At 67.3% G+C, this 19,206-nt stretch carries 18 protein-coding genes; 7 read left to right on the forward strand and 11 right to left on the reverse strand.

The window, feature by feature from the left end; translation table 11 throughout:
- Positions 1 to 32 precede the first annotated feature (32 nt).
- Together HLA98_RS16815 and HLA98_RS16820 are read right to left on the reverse strand one after the other, a co-directional pair.
- Positions 33 to 1,043 carry an N-acetylornithine carbamoyltransferase gene (locus HLA98_RS16815; protein WP_014037861.1) on the reverse strand — a complete coding sequence of 337 codons (1,011 nt, stop codon included), beginning with the start codon at positions 1,041 to 1,043 and terminating at the stop codon, positions 33 to 35.
- Positions 1,044 to 1,360: 317 nt separating this feature from the next.
- On the reverse strand, positions 1,361 to 1,930 hold the full coding sequence (locus HLA98_RS16820; protein ID WP_057500184.1) for a glycine zipper 2TM domain-containing protein: 570 nt from the start codon (positions 1,928 to 1,930) through the stop codon (positions 1,361 to 1,363).
- A 188-nt stretch (positions 1,931 to 2,118) separates the two neighbouring features.
- On the opposite strand from HLA98_RS16820, the gene cysS reads away from it, so the two are divergent.
- Genes cysS through HLA98_RS16835 form a run of 3 tightly spaced genes read left to right on the forward strand, consistent with a single transcriptional unit; the run spans position 2,119 to position 5,245 of the window.
- Positions 2,119 to 3,495 (forward strand): cysteine--tRNA ligase, encoded by a 1,377-nt coding sequence (gene cysS / locus HLA98_RS16825; RefSeq protein ID WP_057500183.1) that lies wholly within the window; start codon positions 2,119 to 2,121, stop codon positions 3,493 to 3,495.
- A 53-nt stretch (positions 3,496 to 3,548) separates the two neighbouring features.
- Positions 3,549 to 4,001 (forward strand): SufE family protein, encoded by a 453-nt coding sequence (locus HLA98_RS16830; RefSeq protein WP_010486631.1) that lies wholly within the window; start codon positions 3,549 to 3,551, stop codon positions 3,999 to 4,001.
- Positions 3,998 to 5,245 (forward strand): MFS transporter, encoded by a 1,248-nt coding sequence (locus HLA98_RS16835; RefSeq protein ID WP_049447588.1) that lies wholly within the window; start codon positions 3,998 to 4,000, stop codon positions 5,243 to 5,245. The genes HLA98_RS16830 and HLA98_RS16835 overlap by 4 nt, the downstream gene beginning before the upstream one ends.
- Before the next feature lie 545 nt (positions 5,246 to 5,790).
- Here the strand turns inward: HLA98_RS16835 and dksA are convergent.
- Positions 5,791 to 7,020 carry an RNA polymerase-binding protein DksA gene (gene dksA, locus HLA98_RS16840; protein ID WP_057500182.1) on the reverse strand — a complete coding sequence of 410 codons (1,230 nt, stop codon included), beginning with the start codon at positions 7,018 to 7,020 and terminating at the stop codon, positions 5,791 to 5,793.
- Between the two features lie 272 nt (positions 7,021 to 7,292).
- Between dksA and yidD the strand changes: the two genes are divergently transcribed.
- Genes yidD through HLA98_RS16855 form a run of 3 tightly spaced genes read left to right on the forward strand, consistent with a single transcriptional unit; the run spans position 7,293 to position 9,743 of the window.
- Positions 7,293 to 7,547: a membrane protein insertion efficiency factor YidD gene (gene yidD, locus HLA98_RS16845; protein ID WP_049444809.1), complete on the forward strand. Its 255-nt coding sequence runs from the start codon at positions 7,293 to 7,295 to the stop codon at positions 7,545 to 7,547.
- A 1-nt stretch (position 7,548) separates the two neighbouring features.
- Entirely contained in the window at positions 7,549 to 8,895 is a 1,347-nt protein-coding gene (locus HLA98_RS16850) for a dihydroorotase (RefSeq protein WP_057500181.1), read from the forward strand.
- On the forward strand, positions 8,895 to 9,743 hold the full coding sequence (locus HLA98_RS16855; protein WP_049444813.1) for a M23 family metallopeptidase: 849 nt from the start codon (positions 8,895 to 8,897) through the stop codon (positions 9,741 to 9,743). The genes HLA98_RS16850 and HLA98_RS16855 overlap by 1 nt, the downstream gene beginning before the upstream one ends.
- A gap of 105 nt (positions 9,744 to 9,848) precedes the next feature.
- Here the strand turns inward: HLA98_RS16855 and HLA98_RS16860 are convergent, their stop codons facing one another.
- The 5 genes from HLA98_RS16860 to efp all read right to left on the reverse strand — a co-directional run bounded on the left by HLA98_RS16860 (position 9,849) and on the right by efp (position 14,115).
- Positions 9,849 to 10,553 carry a squalene/phytoene synthase family protein gene (locus HLA98_RS16860; protein WP_057500180.1) on the reverse strand — a complete coding sequence of 235 codons (705 nt, stop codon included), beginning with the start codon at positions 10,551 to 10,553 and terminating at the stop codon, positions 9,849 to 9,851.
- A gap of 11 nt (positions 10,554 to 10,564) precedes the next feature.
- A complete protein-coding gene (locus tag HLA98_RS16865; RefSeq protein WP_057500179.1) occupies positions 10,565 to 11,260 on the reverse strand; it encodes a phosphoglycolate phosphatase in 696 nt (231 codons plus the stop codon).
- Entirely contained in the window at positions 11,257 to 11,973 is a 717-nt protein-coding gene (gene ubiG, locus HLA98_RS16870; protein WP_057500178.1) for a bifunctional 2-polyprenyl-6-hydroxyphenol methylase/3-demethylubiquinol 3-O-methyltransferase UbiG, read from the reverse strand. Before ubiG ends, HLA98_RS16865 begins: the two co-directional genes overlap by 4 nt.
- Before the next feature lie 24 nt (positions 11,974 to 11,997).
- The gene (locus HLA98_RS16875) at positions 11,998 to 13,341 is read right to left on the reverse strand and encodes a TRZ/ATZ family hydrolase (protein WP_005410380.1); all 1,344 of its coding nucleotides are present in this window, start codon (positions 13,339 to 13,341) and stop codon (positions 11,998 to 12,000) included.
- A 207-nt stretch (positions 13,342 to 13,548) separates the two neighbouring features.
- Positions 13,549 to 14,115 (reverse strand): elongation factor P, encoded by a 567-nt coding sequence (efp, locus tag HLA98_RS16880; protein ID WP_005410381.1) that lies wholly within the window; start codon positions 14,113 to 14,115, stop codon positions 13,549 to 13,551.
- 96 nt (positions 14,116 to 14,211) lie between these two features.
- Here efp and epmB point away from each other — a divergent pair, with 96 nt between their 5' ends.
- Positions 14,212 to 15,252 (forward strand): EF-P beta-lysylation protein EpmB, encoded by a 1,041-nt coding sequence (epmB, locus tag HLA98_RS16885; RefSeq protein ID WP_129550505.1) that lies wholly within the window; start codon positions 14,212 to 14,214, stop codon positions 15,250 to 15,252.
- Positions 15,253 to 15,325: 73 nt separating this feature from the next.
- Here the strand turns inward: epmB and HLA98_RS16890 are convergent, their stop codons facing one another.
- Genes HLA98_RS16890 through HLA98_RS16900 form a run of 3 tightly spaced genes read right to left on the reverse strand, consistent with a single transcriptional unit; the run spans position 15,326 to position 19,198 of the window.
- A complete protein-coding gene (locus HLA98_RS16890) occupies positions 15,326 to 17,452 on the reverse strand; it encodes a putative bifunctional diguanylate cyclase/phosphodiesterase (RefSeq protein WP_057500176.1) in 2,127 nt (708 codons plus the stop codon).
- Complete coding sequence (locus HLA98_RS16895) at positions 17,449 to 18,381, reverse strand: phosphate/phosphite/phosphonate ABC transporter substrate-binding protein (protein ID WP_057500175.1); 933 nt, start codon at positions 18,379 to 18,381, stop codon at positions 17,449 to 17,451. Before HLA98_RS16895 ends, HLA98_RS16890 begins: the two co-directional genes overlap by 4 nt.
- Before the next feature lie 46 nt (positions 18,382 to 18,427).
- Positions 18,428 to 19,198 (reverse strand): RNA methyltransferase, encoded by a 771-nt coding sequence (locus HLA98_RS16900; RefSeq protein ID WP_049444830.1) that lies wholly within the window; start codon positions 19,196 to 19,198, stop codon positions 18,428 to 18,430.
- Between the last annotated feature and the right edge of the window lie 8 nt (positions 19,199 to 19,206).

Raw genomic sequence — 19,206 nt, forward strand, 5'->3', positions numbered from 1 at the left:
GACCAACGGTCGGCTCTACCCCCTTGTTCGATCTAGCGCCCGGCAACCGCCGCCATGATCGCCTTCTGCACATGCAGGCGGTTCTCGGCTTCGTTGATGGCGATGCACTGCGGCGAATCCATCACCGCGTCGGTGGCCTTTACATTGCGGCGCAGCGGCAGGCAGTGGCTGAACACACCGTTGTTGGTCAGCGCCATCTTCCGCTCGTCCACGATGAAGTGCTTGAACTGGTCGCGGATCGGCTTTTCCGGCTCCCAGTTGCCGAAAAACGGCAGCGCGCCCCAGCTCTTGGCGTAGACCACATCGGCACCGGCATAGGCGCTGTCGATGTCATGGCTGATCTTCAGCGAACCGCCGCTCTCGGCCACGTTCTGCTCGGCCCAGCCCATGTAGCGGTCGTCGAGGATGTAGTCGGCGGTCGGGCACAGCAGGGTCACGTCCATGCCCATGCGGGTGGCGATGGTCAGCGCCGAGTTGGCCACGGCAGTGTTCAGCGGCTTGGGGTGATAGGTCCAGGTCAGCACATACTTCTTGCCACGCAGGTCCTGGGTGCCGAAGTGCTCCTGCAGGGCCATGATGTGGGCCAGCTCCTGGCACGGGTGGGTGATGGTCTCCATGTTGATGACCGGCACCGGCGAGTACTTGGCGAAGCTGTTGAGGACGATGTCCTGGCGGTCGTAGGCCCAGTCGATGAACTTGGGGAACGCGCGCACGGCGATGATGTCGCAGTAACGGCCCAGCACCTTGGCCACTTCAGCGATGTGCTCTTCGGTGTCGCCGTCCATCACCGTGCCGAGGTTGAACTCGATCGGCCACGCATCCTTGCCCGGCTGCAGCACCACCGCGTGGGCGCCGAGCTGGAACGCGCCCAGTTCGAAGCTGGTGCGGGTGCGCATGGACGGGTTGAAGAACACCAGCGCGATCGACTTGCCCTTGAGCTGGTCGCCGAGCTTGTTGCGCTTGAACAGCGCGGCCTGGGTCAGCAGCGCGTCGAGATCGCTGCGGCTCCAGTCCTGGGTGTTCAGGAAGTGCTTGGGGGACATCATCTTTCCTTGCGTGGCGGCGCCGGGTTCGACGCGGTGGAAGGGAAAACAGGAAGCAAAGGTGGAACGAAAAGGTTGCAGTTGCAGCTTTCAGAACGCAGAAACGAAAAAACCCAGCCGGGCGGCTGGGTTTTTTCGGACGAACAGCAAAAAGCTCCGGTTACCCAGCGAGGATGTGGGGTTCCGGTCGACGCGCACGCGAGGTCATGCCCGACGCCTGTCGGGCTGCGCTGCTGTCGTGCTGGAAGTCGGTGAGCTTCATGGTCAATTATCTTTGCATGCGGCCGGGGCCGGCGCAAGGGGCCGGGGTCGCAGAATCAGGGGTTGCTGGCTGTGCCCTGCTCGGGGCCGACCCAGGGGGTGATCGACACCCGGATCTTGAGCCGGTTGCCGGGGTCTTCCGGCAGCCGCGAGCGGTACTTGGTGCCCTTGTAGACGTAATCCACGTCGTAGGCGATGGGCCTGCGGAATTCACGCCCCACCGGCACGATGCGGCAGTCGCGGGTCAGCATCGGGCCGTTGTTGGCCGGTGCCGGCGCCGGGGCCGGTGACTCGGCGGCGGAGTCCTCGGAGACCTCTTCATCGCTGCGCTTGAACATCGAGCGCACCGAGTCCCAGAAGCGGCTGATCCGGCCCTTGTCCTCGACCGGCTCCTCGCCGGTGACATTGACCGGCGCCAGGGTCCGGGTCGAGACCGGCTCGCAGTGCTCTTCGGTACGGGTCGCGCGCAGGGTCTGGAACACGGGCTCGACGTTCAGCACCTGCGCGTAGTCGAACTTCACGTTCTCCACGATCACCACCCGGTTGCGGGGCTCGGCCTCCTGCGCCTGGGCCACGGCGGCCAGCGCCGACAGGCAGGCCAGGGTCAGCAACGCGGTGGATTTCATTGGCGAAGGGGGCAAGGACACGGCAATAGTGTAGGCAGTGGCGAGCGCAAGGGGCTGAACATTACCCGTCCACGCTGCTCCTGCCCACCCCACCTTGGGCGGACCCGGCGTCCACCGGTGGCAGGCGGTGCCCCCAAAGGGGGCCGACACGTTCTAAAATCACAGGCTTGTCCCCCAGCCACAGCCCCATGACCCTGCGCCTGCACAACAACCTGACTCGCCAGCTCGAACCGTTCACTCCGCTCGACCCGGCCTGTCCGACCCTGTATGTGTGCGGCCCGACGGTCTACAACTACGTGCACATCGGCAACGCCCGTGGCCCGGTGGTGTTCGGGGTGCTGGCCGACCTGCTGCGGCGCCGTTTCGGTGGCCTGCGCTACGCGCGCAACATCACCGACGTGGACGACAAGATCAACACCGCTGCACGTGAGCAGGGGGTGCCGATCAGCACCATCACCGACAGGTTCGCCGCCGCCTACCGTGAAGACATGGCCGCGCTGGGCGTGGTGCCGCCGGACATCGAGCCGGAAGTGACCGCGCACATGCCGCAGATCATCACCATGATCGAACAGCTGATCGCCAATGGTCATGCCTACGCCGCCGAAGGCCATGTGCTGTTCGCGGTGGCCAGCTTCGAGAGCTACGGCAAGCTCTCGCGCCGCGACCCGGATGAAATGCTGGCGGGCGCCCGCGTCGACGTGGCCCCGTACAAGCGCGACCCGGGCGACTTCGTGCTGTGGAAGCCGTCCAGCGACGACCTGCCCGGCTGGGAATCGCCGTGGGGCCGTGGCCGCCCGGGCTGGCATATCGAATGCTCGGCGATGGCCGCCGCCCATCTGGGCGAGACCATCGACATCCACGCCGGCGGCGTCGACCTGCAGTTCCCGCACCACGAAAACGAGATCGCGCAGAGCGAATGCGCCCACGGCGGCAAGATCTTCGCCCGCTTCTGGCTGCACAACGGCATGCTCAACTTCGGCGGCGCCAAGATGAGCAAGTCGCTGGGCAACATCGAGCGCGTGCACGATCTGGTGCGCCAGCATCCGCCGGAAGCGCTGCGCCTGGCCCTGCTGTCGGCCCATTACCGGCAGCCGCTGGACTGGTCCGACGGCCTGATCGAACAATCGGTGCGCACCCTGGACCGCCTGTACGGCACCCTGCGCGAACTGGCATCGGTCGACGCGGTCGTGGCGATCCCGTCCACCGTCGAGGCGACCCTGGACGACGACCTGAACACCCCACAGGCGCTGGCCGAAGTGGCCCGCATCGCCGCCGATGCACGCCGGGCCACCGACCCGGCCGAACAGGCACGCCTGAAGGGCGAGCTTCTTGGTGCGGGCCTGGCGCTGGGCCTGCTGCAGGCCGACCCGGCACAGTGGTTCGGCACTGCGGCCAGCGACGGCGGCGACGATGCCCGCATCCAGGGCCTGATCGACGAGCGTGCCGCCGCCAAGAAGGCCCGCGACTTCGCCCGTTCCGATGCCATCCGCGACCAGTTGGCCGCCGAAGGCATCGTGCTGGAAGACACCCCGCAGGGCGTGCGCTGGTCGCGCAAGCGCGGCTGACCTGCCCTGCCCCGTGGCCGGTCCGCCGGCCACGCCCCACCGTAGAGACCGTTGTGACCGACTCCCCGTTCCCGCTTGAACCCACCGCCGCCGAGGCACAGACCGCCATCGCCGAGGAATTCGGCTTCTTCGGCGACTGGTCCGAGCGCTACCAGTACCTGATCGACCTCGGCCGCAAGCTGCCGGCCTTCCCGGAAGAATGGAAGACCGAAGAGCATCGCCTGCTCGGCTGCCAGTCGATGGTCTGGATCGTGCCGGAAGGCAACGCGCAGTCGCTGCGCTTCCATGCCATCAGTGATTCGGCCATCGTTTCCGGCCTGATCTTCCTGGCCCTGCGTGTGTACTCCGGGCGCTCGGCGCAGGAGATCCTCGCCACCGAACCGAGCTACATCCAGGACATTGGCCTGGCCCGCCACCTCTCCCCCACCCGCAGCAACGGTGTGGCGGCCATGCTGGCCTTCATCCGCGAGACCGCGCAGGCGCAGCTGCAGCGCGATCCGTCGTGAGCGAGCCTGCCACAGCCGAAGACACCGCGCTGGGCCTGCTGTCCCGGCCCGGCTTCGCCAAGCTGCTGGCCTACCGCATCTTCGCGATGCTGTCCTACCAGGTGGTGGCGGTCACCGTCGGCTGGCATATCTACGAAGTCACCCGCAATCCGTTCTCGCTGGGACTGATCGGCCTGGCCGAGGTACTGCCGTTCTTCTGCGTGGCGCCATTCGCCGGCTATCTGGTCGACCACCTGCCGCGGCGCCGGTTGGGCATGGCGGCCTGCTCCGGACTGATCGCCACCGCGCTGGTGCTGACCAGCGTGGCCAAGGGCTGGCTGCCGTTCGAAGGCGTGTGGCCCATCTATGCGGCCATCGCCCTGACCGGCATGGTCCGCGCCTTCCTGTCGCCGATCTACAACGCGTTGTTCGCCCGCGTACTGGCCCGCGACCAGTTCGCGCGCGGCGCCGGCCTCGGCGCGGTGGTGTTCCAGGCCGGCATGGTTGCCGGTCCGGCACTGGGCGGCGTGCTGGTCGGCTTCGGTGGCAAGGGCCTGTCCTACGCGGTGGCAACAGCCTTTGCGCTGGTGGCGATGGCCTGCCTGGCTACGTTGAAGGTGGAAGAACCGGTGCACACCGGTCCTGCCGCGCCCATCTTCAAGAGCATCGCCGAAGGCGCGCGCTTCGTGGTCGGCAACCGGATCATGGTCGGGGCGATGGCGCTGGACATGTTCTCGGTTCTGCTGGGCGGCGTGGTGGCGATGCTGCCGGCCTTCCTGCACGAGATCCTGCACCACGGTCCGGAGGGCCTGGGCATCCTGCGCGCGATGCCGGCACTCGGTTCGGTGTGCGTGGGCCTGTGGCTGGCCCGCCACCCGCTGCATCGCAATGCAGGCCGCGTGCTGCTGTTCGCGGTGGGTGGGTTCGGCCTGTGCGTGATCGGCTTCGGCCTGTCGCAGCACTTCTGGCTGTCGGCGCTGATCCTGCTGTTCTATGGGGCCTTCGATGGCGTCTCGGTGGTGATCCGCTCGACCATCCTGCAGTTGGCCACGCCGGAAGAGATGCGCGGACGGGTGTCGTCGATCAACGGCATCTTCATCAGTTCGTCCAACGAGCTGGGCGCGTTCTATGCCGGCACGATGGCGAAGCTGCTCGGCCTGGTGCCGGCCGTGGTGCTGGGTGGATTCGCCGTGCTCAGCGTGGCCGGGATCACCGCATGGAAGAACCCGACGCTGCGGAAACTGAATTTGCGTGATCTGCAGTAGCGTCGGCTCGTCGTTTCCGCGACAGCCGCTTTACGTGCGCCGACGCATTGGTAGCGCCGGGCCATGCCCGGCGGCCCTTTTCCGCGACCGCGGCGGGGTGTCACTTTCTTTTCGCGAAAAGAAAGTAACCAAAGAAACGCTCCGCCATCCGCGAGCCGGCGCTGCGCGCCGGTGCCCTGTGCTCCTCGGTGAATCAGGGGACGGCGCCGAACTCGCTGCGCTCAAACAGCGGCGCCTCTTCGCCCCTGATTCCCCTGCGGTGCTCGGCTCGCTACAAGGCGGACTCAACAGCCGCGAGCGCACGCATGACCGCTCATGCTAGAGCCAACCCATGCTTGGCTTCTTTTGCTTTTGCTTTTGCTTTTGCTTTTGCTCTTCCTTGCCCTCCGGCTTCAGCCTGAGCCGAGCGTGGGCTCGGCTCTACATCGGCCGCGCACGCAGGCTCCCTCCGATACCCGGAAGCCGCCGTTCTACCCAGCCAACCACCCCCAACAAAAAACCCGGCCAAAGCCGGGTTTTCTGCATGACCAGACAACGATCAGGAATCAGTCGCCCTGCTGCTTCTGCAAGTGCTCCCAACGCTCCTGGGCGTCGATGGTGCGTTCGGCGGTGAGGCGCGCTTCCAGGCGCTCCAGGCCGATTTCCTCTCCGGTGTCGACGCAGTAACCGTAGTCACCCGCTTCCAGGCGCTTCAGGGTGCTGTCGATCTTGCCGATCAGCTTGCGATAGCGGTCGCGGGTACGCAGTTCCAGCGAGTTCTCGGTCTCGCGGGTCGCGCGTTCGGCTTCGTCGCCGATGTCACGCACTTCCTCGCGAAGATTCTCGATGGTCTGCTTGGACTCTTCGACCAGGTCCGCGCGCCAGTTCTGCAGGCGCTGACGGAAGTACTCCTGCTGCAGCGGGCTCATGTATTCCTCTTCCGAGGACGGCTTGTAGCCAGCCGGCAGGATCGGGCGGCCGGTGGCCTCGTCGGTCTTGTACTCGACCACCTTGTACTTGCTGCGCGGGGCCGGTGCCGCCGAGCGGGCGGCGACGGCCACGGCAACCTTGCCGACAGGGCGCGACACGGTCTTCGGGGCGGAATCGGATTTCACGGCGGTTTTGGCAGGCGATTTCGAAACGGGCACGGGATTCTTGGATTGCGGGGCCTTCGAAGCGGCAGGAGCGGCGGCCGGGGCCGGCTTGGAGGCCGGTTGGGCTGCTGCCACTGCCACGGTCTTGGCCGGGACAGGCTTGGCCGGAGCCGGCTTGGAAGCAGGCTTCGGTGCGGACTTCACTACTGGGGCCGGGGTCGGCTTGACGGCCGGCACGGCAACATTCTTGGCAACCTTCTTTACAGCGGCAGGCGTGGCAACCGGTTTAGCTGCAGCGACCTTCTTTGCCGCAGGCTTGGCGATCGGCTTGGCTGCAGCCTTCTTCACCACCGCCTTCGGCGCCGGCTTGGCTGCTGCCTTCTTCGCTACCGGCTTGGCGGCGGCCTTCTTCATCGGCGCGGCCTTGCTGGCGGCCTTCTTCACCACCGGCGCCTTCTTGCTGGCAGCGGCAGGCTTGGCCTTGGCGGGCGCAGCGGCCTTCTTCGCCACCGGCTTGGTTGCCTTGACAGGCGTTTTCTTTGCGGTGGCCTTCCTGGCCGCCGGTTGCGAGGACGCTGCCTTGGTCGCCGGCTTGCTGGCCGGCTTCTTGGCAACGGGCTTTGCCGCCAACTTCTTCACAACAGGCTTGGCGGTTTTCTTGGCGGCCGTTGCGGCCTTCTTTGCAGTTTTTTTAGCAGCCACGAAACGCTCTTCCTTGGATTCCCCGGGGCCCGGGAAAGCGGGCCTTTATAGCCTACCCGACCCGCAGCAGCAACCTCGACCCCCTGCTCCATTCAGTCCTGGAGTCAAGGCGCCCTTGGAGGCGGTCCGACGAACACGGACCGCCTTGCGCGGTACGGAACCTGGCCAACACCCGAAGGTGCTGGTACCGGTCGCAGGCCATCGGCGACATGCGACCAACGGCCCATCCTGCACAAATGCGGCCTTCATGCCAACTGGCATAAGATGACTGGGTGATCTCGCGCCTGCTCATCGCCCTGCTGCGCTTCTACAAGCGCTTCATCAGCCCCTTGCTGGGGCCACGCTGCCGTTTCGTGCCGAGCTGTTCTGAATACGCGATGGAAGCGATCGCGCGGCACGGCCCGCTGCGCGGAAGCTGGCTGGCTGCGCGCCGGCTGGGCCGCTGCCATCCGTTCCATCCCGGCGGCGTCGACCCCGTGCCCGAGTCCCCCAACGCCCCCTCTTGCCGTTGCACAGGAAAACACTGACATGTCCTCCACCCTCATCACCAATGCCCGCATGGTCAACGAAGGCCGCACCTTCGACGGCGATCTGCGCATCGAGAACGGCCGCATCGCGCAGATCGGCAATGGGCTGGCGCCGCGCGTCGGCGAGCAGGTGGTGGATGCGGCCGGACGCTGGCTGCTGCCCGGCATGATCGATGACCAGGTGCACTTCCGCGAGCCGGGCCTGACCCACAAGGGTGACATCGCCAGCGAATCGGCGGCGGCCGTGGCCGGTGGCCTGACCAGCTTCATGGACATGCCCAACACCAATCCGCCGACGCTGGATTCGACCATTCTGGAAGCCAAGTACGAGCTCGCGCGCGGCCGCGCCTGGGCCAACTACGGCTTCTACCACGGCGCCAGCAATGACAACCTGGACGCGATCCGCGCTCTGGACCCGAAGAAGGCCCCGGGCGTGAAGGTATTCATGGGTGCGTCGACCGGCAACATGCTGGTCGACAACCCGGAAACGCTGGATGCGATCTTCCGCGAATGCCCGACCCCGATCATCACGCACTGCGAAGACACGCCGATGATCGATGCCAACCTGAAGGCCTTCCAGGAAAAGTACGGCGATGCGCTGACCCCGGACATGCACCCGGACATCCGCTCACGCGAGGCCTGCATCAAGTCGACCCGCCTGGCGATGTCGCTGGCGCGCAAGCACGGCACCCGCCTGCATGTGCTGCACATCTCCACCGCCGACGAGCTGGCGCTGTTCGAGAAGGGGCCGCTGATCCGCGCCGACGGCAGCCGCAAGCAGATCACCGCTGAAACCTGCGTGCACTTCCTGCACTTCGCGCGCCCGGACTATGCGACCAAGGGCAACCTGATCAAGTGCAACCCGGCGATCAAGGACGTATCCGACCGCGAGGCAATCACCGCTGCGCTGGCCGACGACGTGCTGGACGTGCTGGCCACCGACCACGCCCCGCACACCTGGGAAGAGAAGCAGAAGCCCTACGCGCAGGCGCCGTCGGGCCTGCCGCTGGTGCAGTACGCGCTGGTGGCCGCGCTGGAGCGCGTGCACGAAGGCAAGCTGACCCGCGAGCAGGTGGTGCAGAAGTTCGCGCATGCGCCGGCGCAGCTGTTCGACGTCGAGGAGCGCGGCTTCCTGCGCGAAGGCTACTTCGCCGATCTTGTCCTGGTCGAAGACGTGCCGTTCACGGTCAAGCGCGAGGACGTGCTGTCCAAGTGCGGCTGGTCGCCGTTTGAAGGCACCACCTTCCGTTCGCGCGTCGCCTCCACCTGGGTCAACGGCCAACTGGTGTGGGACGGCAGCAAACTGGTGGGCGAGCCCGCCGGCCAGCGCATGACCTACGACCGCTGATGCGTTCGGCACTGATGATCGGGGCGCTGCTGCTGGCCGCGCCCCTACTCACCGCACCGGCGGCCCAGGCGCAGGATGGCATCGGCAGCCTGATCGACAGCCGCGTGGTGTTCCCGGCCAGTGCGTCGCAGGGCGCACTGGTGATCGGCAAGGTGCCCGCCGGCAGCCGCGTGCAATACGCCGGCCGCCAGCTGCGGGTGAGCGGCTATGGCAGCGTGGTGTTCGGCATTGGCCGCGACGAGAAGGGTCCGCTGCGCGTGCAGGTGCAGCGCCCCGATGGTGGCAGCGAGACTGCGACCATTGCGGTGACGCCGCGCGACTGGCCCACCGAGCGGGTCAACGGCGTGCCACCGAAGACGGTCAACCCGCCGCCGGCGATTGCCGAGCGGATCAAGCGCGAACAGGCGCAGGTGACTGCCGCGCGTGCCCGCGATGACGACCGTACCGACTTCACCCAGACCTTCATCTGGCCAGTGCAGGGCCGCATCAGCGGCCGCTTCGGCAACGCGCGCGTGTACAACGGCCAGCCCGGTGCCGGTCATTCCGGCATGGACATCGCCGTGCCTACCGGCACCCCGGTGAAGGCTCCGGCCGCCGGCATCGTGACCTTTGCCGGCCCGGACCTGTACCTGACCGGCGGCACCCTGCTGCTCGACCACGGTTTCGGGGTCAGTTCCAATTTCCTGCACCTGTCGCGCATCGACGTGAAGGTTGGCGACCGTGTGGAACAGGGCCAGGTGATCGCCGCGGTCGGCGCCACCGGTCGTGCCACCGGCCCGCACCTGCACTGGGGCATGAACTGGTTCGATACCCGTATCGACCCGTTGCTGGTGCTGGAGCGTAAATAACGCGTGCAATGCGCCTTGGTGGGTGCCGACCTTGGTCGGCACAATCCCTCAGAGCGTGCGGACCAAGGTCCGCACCCACCAGAAGCTGTCCGCAGGGCCGATCGATCAACCGCGCGCGGCCCACCACACGCGCAGCAGGGTGCGCACCGGAGTAGCTTCAATCGGCTTGCCTGCGGCCTGCGCGGCAACGCGGGCGCGCGCCAGACTGGACCACACGCGTCGCGGGCGCGGGCCAGGCACGCGGGTGCCCCACCCCTTCAACAGATGCTGCGCCCAGCGCTGCGCGGCGCTGCTGGCATCACCGTCCAGCAGGCTGCGCGGCACACCGGCCACGCCGGCATCCTGCAGGCGCTGGGCCAGGGTCTGCAGCTGCACCGCACGACCGGCGCCGGTGCGCGGCTTGTCCGCGAACAAGACCGCCTCCACCGCGGCTACGGCCTCGGCGTAGTTGGCCAGCGAACGCTCGGCTCCGGCCGCATCCAGTGCGACAGTGCGCGCTTCAACCAGATCCGGCAGCGCTTCGGCCAACTGGGCCCACGGCGCACGCACCGGCTCCAGCAGACGTCCCAGCGGATGGCGCGAACGATGCGCGGCCCAGCTGCGCAGCTCCTCGCCCCACCACGCCAGCTTGGCGTCGGCCGGCAGCGGATCGCCGCCGGTGTTGAGCATGTCGTCGAACTCCTGCAGCAGCGCGAACCACGCCACGGCAAGCTCGCGTTGCGATTCGGCCACGAACGGGGCGGCCACCGACCATTCCGGCCAACGGCTGCGCCACTTGTCGAGGAAACTGTCCAGCGCGGTACTGCTCACTACGTGATTCCTTACGGCTGGGCCGGGGCTGCCGGCCGGGTCGGCCAGAGACTGGCCAGTTGCAGAAGTTCAGCATTCTCGACCAGCACGTCGGCCTGCCAGGCCAACGGGTCGTCGCTGTGCAGGCGGTAGCCCCACAGCGCCGCCACCGACGGCATGGCGGCAGCGCGTGCGGCGATGATGTCGCGCTCGTCGTCACCCACGTACACGCAGTCTTCGGCGGCGATGCCGATCGCCTGCGCGGCGTGCAGCAGCGGCAGCGGGTGCGGCTTGCGCTCGGCCAGGCTGTCACCACCGACCAGCACCGCGCAGCGCTGCTGCCAGCCGTATTGCGGCACGATCAAGCGCGCCAGGTACTCCGGCTTGTTGGTGACGATGCCCCACACCGTACCCGCCTCATCCAGCGCGGCGAGCATGCCGGCCACGCCATCGAACAGCACCGCGTGCTGGCCGATCATCGCTTCGTAGCGCTGCAGGAATTCCGGGATCAGTGCATCGCGCGCAGCGGCATCCAAGTCCGGGAAAGCGGCCCCGACCATCGCGCGCGAGCCCTTGGAGACCACCGGTCGCAGCTGTGCCGGATCGACCGGCGCGCGTCCACGCTCGGCCAGCATCGCATCGCAGGTGGCGACGAAGTCCGGCGCGCTGTCCAGCAGGGTGCCGTCCAGATCGAACAGCACCGCGCGCGGGAAGCGTGCAGAGGTCATGCCGGCTTGACCGCGTAGGCCAGGTAGTTGATGTCGGTGCGGCTGCTCAGGCGGGCGTGGTTGCGCCACGGCTCGTAGGCCATGCCACTGACATCCACCAGCTGCACGTCAGCCTCGCGCAGCCAGCGCGCCAGCTCGGCCGGCTTGATGAATTCCTGGTAGTGGTGCGTGCCCTTGGGCAGCAGCCGCGCCACGTACTCGGCGCCGACAATCGCCACCGCGAACGCGGCAGCGGTGCGGTTGATGGTCGACAGGAACAGGTGGCCACCCGGCTTCAGCAGGCGCTTGCAGGCCTCGATGATTGCGCCGGGATCGGGCACGTGCTCGAGCATTTCCATGCAGGTGACTACGTCGAAGCTGCCCGGCTGCTCGGCGGCAAGGTCTTCGGCGGCCTGCACGCGGTAGTCAACCTTGGCGCCACTTTCCAGCGCATGCAGCCGCGCGACCTTGACCAGCTCCGGGGCCAGGTCGATGGCGGTGACATCGGCGCCGGCCTGGGCCAGCGCTTCACTCAACAGGCCGCCACCGCAACCGATGTCGAGCACGCGTGCGCCGCGCAGCGGCACGCGCTCGGCCACGTACTTCAGTCGCACCGGATTCAGTGCGTGCAGCGGCTTCTGCGGGCCATCAGCGTCCCACCAGCGGTTGGCCAGCGCGGCGAACTTGTCCAGCTCGGCCTGATCGAAATTGGAGGAAGCGTGGGGGGCAGTCATGAGGAGTCCTTGCGGCGCCAGGGATCAGGCGCGGATATGACGGATGCGCTCGCGCCACTGGCGCGCGTTGGCGATGATGCCCGGCAGGTCCATGCCGACCAGCTCGCGCTGCACCAGCTTCGGCTTGCCGGCAATCCAGACGTCGCTGACCTGCTGGCGGCCGGTGGCGTACACCAGCTGCGACAGCACGTTGTGCAGCGGCTGGGTTTCCAGCGCCGACAGGTCAACGCAGACCAGGTCGGCCTGCTTGCCGACTTCGATCGAGCCGATGCGCTCGCCGAAGCCCAACGCGCGGGCACCGCCCAGGGTGGAAGCGCGCAGCGTGGTGGCCGCGTCCAGCGCGGTGGCATCGTCGGCCACGGCCTTGGCCAGGATCGCTGCGGTGCGGTTCTCGCTGAACATGTCCAGGTCGTTGTTGCTGGCGCAGCCGTCGGTGCCGATCGCCAGGTTCACGCCAGCACGCTGCAGGGCGCAGGCCGGGCAGAAACCGGAGGCCAGCTTGAGGTTCGATTCCGGGCAGTGCACCACGCTGACGCCACGTTCGGCGCACAGGTGGATTTCCGCGTCGGTCAGCTGGGTCATGTGCACCGCGATCAGGCGGTCGTTGACCAGGCCGAGCCGATCCAGTCGCGCCAGCGGGCGCTGGCCGTGCAGCTTGATCGAATCGTTGATCTCCTGCGCGGTCTCGTGGGTGTGCAGGTGCACCTGCATGTCGAGCTGGTCGGACAGCATCCGCACCCGCTCGAAATTGGCATCGTTGACCGTATACGGCGCATGCGGCGCGAATGCGGTGCCGATCAGCGGATCGGTGCGCCACTGGTCGTGCAGTTCACCGGCCTTGGCGAAGTACTCGTCGTCGGTCTTGGCCCAGGCGGTGGGAAAATCGATGATGACCGCGCCGACCAGCGCGCGGAAACCGTGCTTCTTGTAGACGGCGGCCTGCACGTCGCCGAAGAAGTAGTTCTCGTTGGCACAGGTGGTACCGCCGCGCAGCATCTCGGCGATGGCCAGGGTGGTGCCGTCGGCAACGAACTCGGGGCCGATCACCGCCGCTTCCACCGGCCAGATGTGCTGCTGCAGCCAGGTCATCAGCGGCAGGTCGTCGGCGACGCCGCGCAGCAGGGTCATCGGGTTGTGCGTGTGCGCGTTGACCAGGCCCGGCATCAGCGCGGCCTCAGGACGGCTGACCACCTGGGTGGCGCGGAACCGCGCGCGCGCCTCGGCACGCGGCAGGATGGCCACGATCTCGCTGCCACGCACGGCAACGGCATGGTCTTCCAGCACCACCGCATGCGGCTCGATCGGAACGACGTAACCGGCTTCGATGAGCAGGTCGCAGGCTTCGGGGAGGTGCGGGCTATCGCTCATGCGGGCTCACTTGGCTGTGGGGGCGGCGAGATACTTCTGGGGACACGCCCCTGAGTCAGGGGCTGCCGCGAAGCGGCGGGGTCTGGAGACCCGTGAAGCGGGGCCCATGATCTGCCGAAGCAGATCATGGGAGCGCCAGCGCGAATGCGATGGCGCGTACCCGAGCATGGCTCGGCTCTACCGTAAGGTCGGCCTATGGCCGGAACCTTACTTGACGCGTGCGGAGTATTCGCCCGAACGGGTGTCGACGCGGATCACCTCATCCTGGTTGACGAACAGCGGCACGCGGACCACGGCGCCGGTTTCCAGGGTGGCCGGCTTGCCGCCGCCGCCCGAGGTGTCACCGCGGACGCCCGGATCGGTTTCGGTGATCTTCAGTTCAACGAAGTTCGGCGGCTGCACGAAGATCGGCTCACCGTTCCACAGGGTGACCACGCAGGACTCTTCGCCCTTCAGCCACTTCTCGGCGCCGCCCATGCCGGCCTTGGTGGCCTGGACCTGCTCGAAGGATTCCGGGTCCATGAAGTGCCAGTACTCGCCGTCGCTGTACATGAAGTTCATGTCGGTATCGACGACGTCGGCTGCATCCAGCGAGTCGGTCGACTTCATGGTGACTTCCTGGGTACGGCCGTCCTTGATCAGGCGGTACTTCACGCGGGTGAAGGCCTGGCCCTTGCCCGGCTTGACGTATTCGGTGTCGATGATGACGGCCGGTTGGTTGTTGACCAGGATCTTCATCCCGTTCTTGACGTCGTTCATGCCGTAGCTGGCCATGCGTAAACTCCTGAGTGGCAAAAACGCCGCGGGTGCGGCGAGCCGTTAGAATGGAAAGCCCACCGGATGCCGGTGGGCGACTGTTTTTCTGCCCACATGATAACCGCAGGCCCCCTCTCCATGCAGCTTTCCGCCTTCCCCCGGCCCCAGTCGCCCGGTGCGCCCGCGCGCTGGCAGCAGCTCTGGCGCCAGGCGCTGCGCGACCCGCACGCGCTGCTGGCCCGGCTGCAGCTGGACCCGGCCGCGCTGGGCGTCTCGGAGGCGGCCATGGCCCAGTTCGCGCTGCGCGTGCCGGAGGGCTTCGTGGCCCGCATGCGTTCTGGCGATGCGGCCGACCCGCTGCTGCGCCAGGTGCTGCCGATCGACGAGGAAATGCGGCCGGCGCCCGGGTTCAGCTTCGATGCGGTGGGCGATGGCGCCGCCAGGAAGGCCACTGGCGTCATCCAGAAGTACCGCGGTCGCGCCCTGTTGGTCGCCACCGGCAGCTGCGCGATCAACTGCCGCTACTGCTTCCGTCGCCACTTCGACTACGGCGCGGAGAACGCCGCCAAGGGAGGCTGGCAGGAGGCGGTGGCCGCCATCGCGGGCGATCCGGACATCGACGAGGTGATCCTGTCTGGCGGTGACCCGCTGTCACTTGCCACGCACAAGCTGGTCGAGCTGACCGACGCCCTGCGCGCGATCCCGCATATCCGCCGCCTGCGCATCCATACCCGGCTGCCGATCGTGCTGCCGGAGCGCGTGGACGATGAACTGGTCTCCTGGCTGGACAGCCTGCCCTGGCCGCTGGCGATCGTGGTCCACGCCAACCACGCCAATGAGTTCGACGCCAGCGTGGACGCAGCGATGGCTCGCCTGCGCGGCATCGGTGCCCAGCTGCTGAACCAGGCGGTACTGCTGCGCGGGGTCAATGACAGCGTGCAGGCCCTGCAGGACCTGAGCGAGCGCAGCTTCGCCGCCGGCGTACTGCCCTACTACCTGCACCAGCTGGACCGGGTCGAGGGCGTGGCCCACTTCGAAGTGGACGATGCCCGGGCCAAGGCGCTGATTGCCGGCCTCACCGCACGCCTGTCCGGTTATCTGATCCCGAAACTGGTGCGCGAACTGCCCGGCGACCCGAGCAAGCGCCCGCTGTAACAAAAAAGGGGACGGGGGGAATTAAGTCGCTTATGCATTTGCGACTTAATTCCCCCCGTCCCCTTTTTTGGGGTCAGACGCCCGACTCGATCATCCGCACCACTTCGGTGGCGGTCACCGGATGGCTCAGCCAGTAGCCCTGGCCGAGGTCGCAGCCGCGCTGGGCCAGCAGCTCGTACTGCGCCTGCTGCTCGATGCCCTCGGCCACTACCGTGATGCCCAGTGCGTGGGCCATGGCGATGATCGCCGTGGTCAGCGCCAGGTCGTCCGGATCGCGCTGCATGTCGGCCACGAAGCTCTTGTCGATCTTCACGCCGTCCACCGGCACCTGGCGAAGATGGCTGAGACCGGAGAAGCCGGTGCCGAAATCGTCCAGCCAGACCTTCACACCGGTGCGGTGCAGCTTGTCCAGCAGCTGCGCGGCAACCATCTCGTCGCCGATCACGGCGGTTTCGGTCAGCTCCAGGTGCAGCCGCGAGGCCGGCAGCCCGGATTCATGCAGGCACTGCGCGACCAGTGTCGGCAGTTCACCACCGCGCAGCTGCCGCGGCGACACGTTCACCGACACGAACAGATCATCGCCACCGGCCCCACGTGGCCACTGCGAGGCTTCCATGCAGGCCGCACGAAGCACCTTCGGGCCGATGATCTCGATCAGCCCGCTCTGCTCGGCCACTTCGATGAACACTGACGGCGGAATCGTACCCAGGGTCGGATGCTGCCAGCGCAGCAGCACTTCGACGCCGACCATGCGGCGGTCGCGCATGCGGAAGATCGGCTGGTAGGCCAGGCGCAGCTCGCCGCGCTCCCAGGCCCCGCGGAGTTCCTGCTCCATGTGCACGCGGCGCTCGACCGCATGGTCCATCGCCCGGCTGTAGTAGCGATAACAGTTCTTGCCGGCCATCTTCGCCTGGTACATGGCGATGTCGCCGTTCTTCAGCAGCGTGGTCGCATCGGCGGCATCGTCCGGGAACAGGGTCACGCCGATCGAGGTCCCCAGGAACAGCTCCCTGCCCTGCACCACCAGCGGCTTGCCCAGCTCGCGCACCAGCACCTCGGCCAGCAGCCGCGCGTTCGCGGCCACGTCACCATCACCGACCAGGATCACGAACTCGTCACCGCCGAAGCGGGCCAGCAGGGCCTCATCGCCACCGGCCTCGGTGACTGCACGGCCGATGCGCTGCGCGAACTGCAACAGCGCTTCGTCACCGGCCTCATGGCCGAGGGTATCGTTGACGCGCTTGAAGTCGTCGATATCGGCGAACAACAGGCCCAAGCGGTGATTGGCGGCACGGGCAGCCATCAACCGATGATCAAGCGCCTCGCGGAATGCCAGCCGGTTGGTCAGCCCGGTCAGCGCGTCGGTATAGGCCATGCGCCGCACTTCGCGGTCATGGCGGGCGATCGCATCACGCATCCGGGCGAAACCGCGTACCAGTTCGCCGACCTCGTCATCGCGGGTGTTCTCGGCCAGGGGCGTCTGGTAGTCACCGGCCTCGATGCGGCGGGCGGCGACGGCAAGATCACGGATCGGCGCCACCAGGGTGCGCTGCACGTACAGGATCACCACCACGCCGATCACCACCAGCAGGCCGAGCATCAGCAGCAGCCAGCCCAGGTGGCGGCTGCCGACCTGCTGCAGGCGCTCGCCCAGGGTGGCATTGGCGGCCTGTTCACGCTGCTGCACCTCGTCCAGCGCCATGCCAACGCGGACGCCGCCAATGCGCTGGTTGCCGATCATGATCGGCATCGTGTTGTCGAGCACCTTCGGCGATTCCTGCACCACCAGCGCCTGTGCGGCGGCAGCCTTGGGTGCCAGCGGATCGGCCATGGGCTGGCCGAAACCGGATACCTCGATCGAGCCGTCATGCACCAGCCGGCCACGTTCGTCGAACACCAGCACATAGCGCACCACCGGTTGCCGCGCAGTGCCCCGTACCAGTGCGCCGACCTGGTCCAGATCGCGGTAGTACAGGGGATTGGCCAGTGAATCGGACAACTCGCGCGCCATCGCTTCGCCGCGGCTGCGCACGCTGCGGTCGAACAGTTCATGGATGACGCCACCACTGAGGCTGCGCACCTCGCCCTGCATGGCGGTCTGGCGCCCCAGCAGCACTGCCAGGATCGCCACCACCACCACCATTGCTCCGCCCATCGCCAGCAGGAACCGGGCCTGCATCCCCGAGCCGAGCCACTTCATTCCACTTCCATCCGCACGCGCGTCAATCCTTGTTTCAATTCATCCAACCGCTGCTGCGCATGCGCATCGACGCGGTGGAAACCGGAGGTGCCAAAAAACCGATGCAACGCTCCCTGCGCCTGTGGGTCGCTGGCCGCCTGCAGCAGCACTTCCTGCAAGCGATCCCGCACCCGCGGGTCAAGGTCGGCGCGGACCATTTCCACCGCGCGGGGGTAGGGTTCGGTACGCAGCAGTTCGCGGAAGTCGTGGCGGAACGCAGGCGGCATCCGGCGCTGGTCATTCCAGTCCACGCTGCTCACCGCCCCCACATCGACCACGCCCTTGTGCACGAACGTTGCAATGTTCAACTCGCTGCGCGCGAACACATACCCCACACTGTCCCGCCCCGGCATGTCCCACGTACCCGCCAGGATCTGCGGCGACAACCCTTCCTGCAGCAGGGTCATCACCGGCACCAGATAGGCGCTGGTCGACGCCGTGTTCTGCAGCGCCAAGCGGTGCCCGCGCAGATCCTGCACGCGCTGGATCGGGCTGTCGCTGCGCACGAAGAACACTGTCTGGTACTCGCGCACGCCATTGCGCTCGGTCAGCAGCAACGGCCGTGCACCACTGCGCTGGCCCAGCGCCACCGCCGTACCCGAGGTTTCGGTGACCCAGTCGACCCTGCCCCGCCGCAGATAGCTGGCCATCTGCTGCGGGTCGCGCGCCATCAGGATCCTCCCTTCCTTGATGCCAACGTCGTGCATGCGCGCCACCACATAGTCCAGCAAGGGCTGCAGCTGCTCGTAGTGGGCTTTGGGATCATCGCTGATCCGGCCCAGCACCAGCACCGGGTCCGGTGCTGCATGCACCGTCCCGGCCATCAGGACCATGGCCAGGCTCAGCAGTCCCCCCTGCATTGCCTTTCGCAGACCCGACACAGGCTTCATCCCCCCTGGGTATCCAGACAGACTACCCGAAAAAATGAGAACGTCGTCAGCTGTCCTTGCCGCCTGCCTGGGCCAGCCGCGCCATGCGCTGGGTGTCGGCGAGGATGCCGCGCAGCAGGCGCACTTCCTGCTCGCTGGGCTCGCTGCGCAGGAACAGGCGGCGCAGCTTGCGCATCGCCGATTCCGGGGCGCGGCCCTTGTGGAAATCGATCTCGTCCAGCGTGTCACCCAGCTGGGCGAAGAAGCTCTCCATCTGCTCGTGGCTGGCCGCCTGTTCGCGGAATCCGGGCTCGGCGTCGGACGCAGGCTGCGCACCCAGCAGCTGCATGCGCGTTTCATAGGCCAGCACCTGCACGGCGGCAGCCAGGTTGAGCGAGCTGAACTCCGGGTCGGACGGGATGTGCACCGCTGCATGGCAGAGCTGCAGTTCCTCGTTGGTCAGGCCGGTGCGCTCACGGCCGAACACCAGCGCCACTTCGGCACCCTCGCCGGCCTTGGCCACCGCGCGGGCAGCGGCATCGGCCGGCAGGTACTCCTCCAGCTGGACGCGGCGGGCACGGGCGGTGCAGCCCAGCACCAGGCGGCAGTCAGCCACGGCCTCGGCCAGGGTGGCCACCACCGGGGCGTCCCCCAGCACGTCTTCGGCACCGGCCGAGCGGCGGAAGGCCTCCTCGTCCAGCGGCTTTTCGGGGGCGACCAGGACCAAGCGGGCAAGGCCCATGGTCTTCAGGGCACGGGCGGCGGCCCCCATGTTGCCGGGGTGCTGGGTACCGACCAGGACGAATCGGAGACGGGTGGCGGCGGGAAACTGGGACATGAACAGGG

Source organism: Stenotrophomonas africana, assembly GCF_013004645.1.
GTDB lineage: Bacteria > Pseudomonadota > Gammaproteobacteria > Xanthomonadales > Xanthomonadaceae > Stenotrophomonas > Stenotrophomonas africana.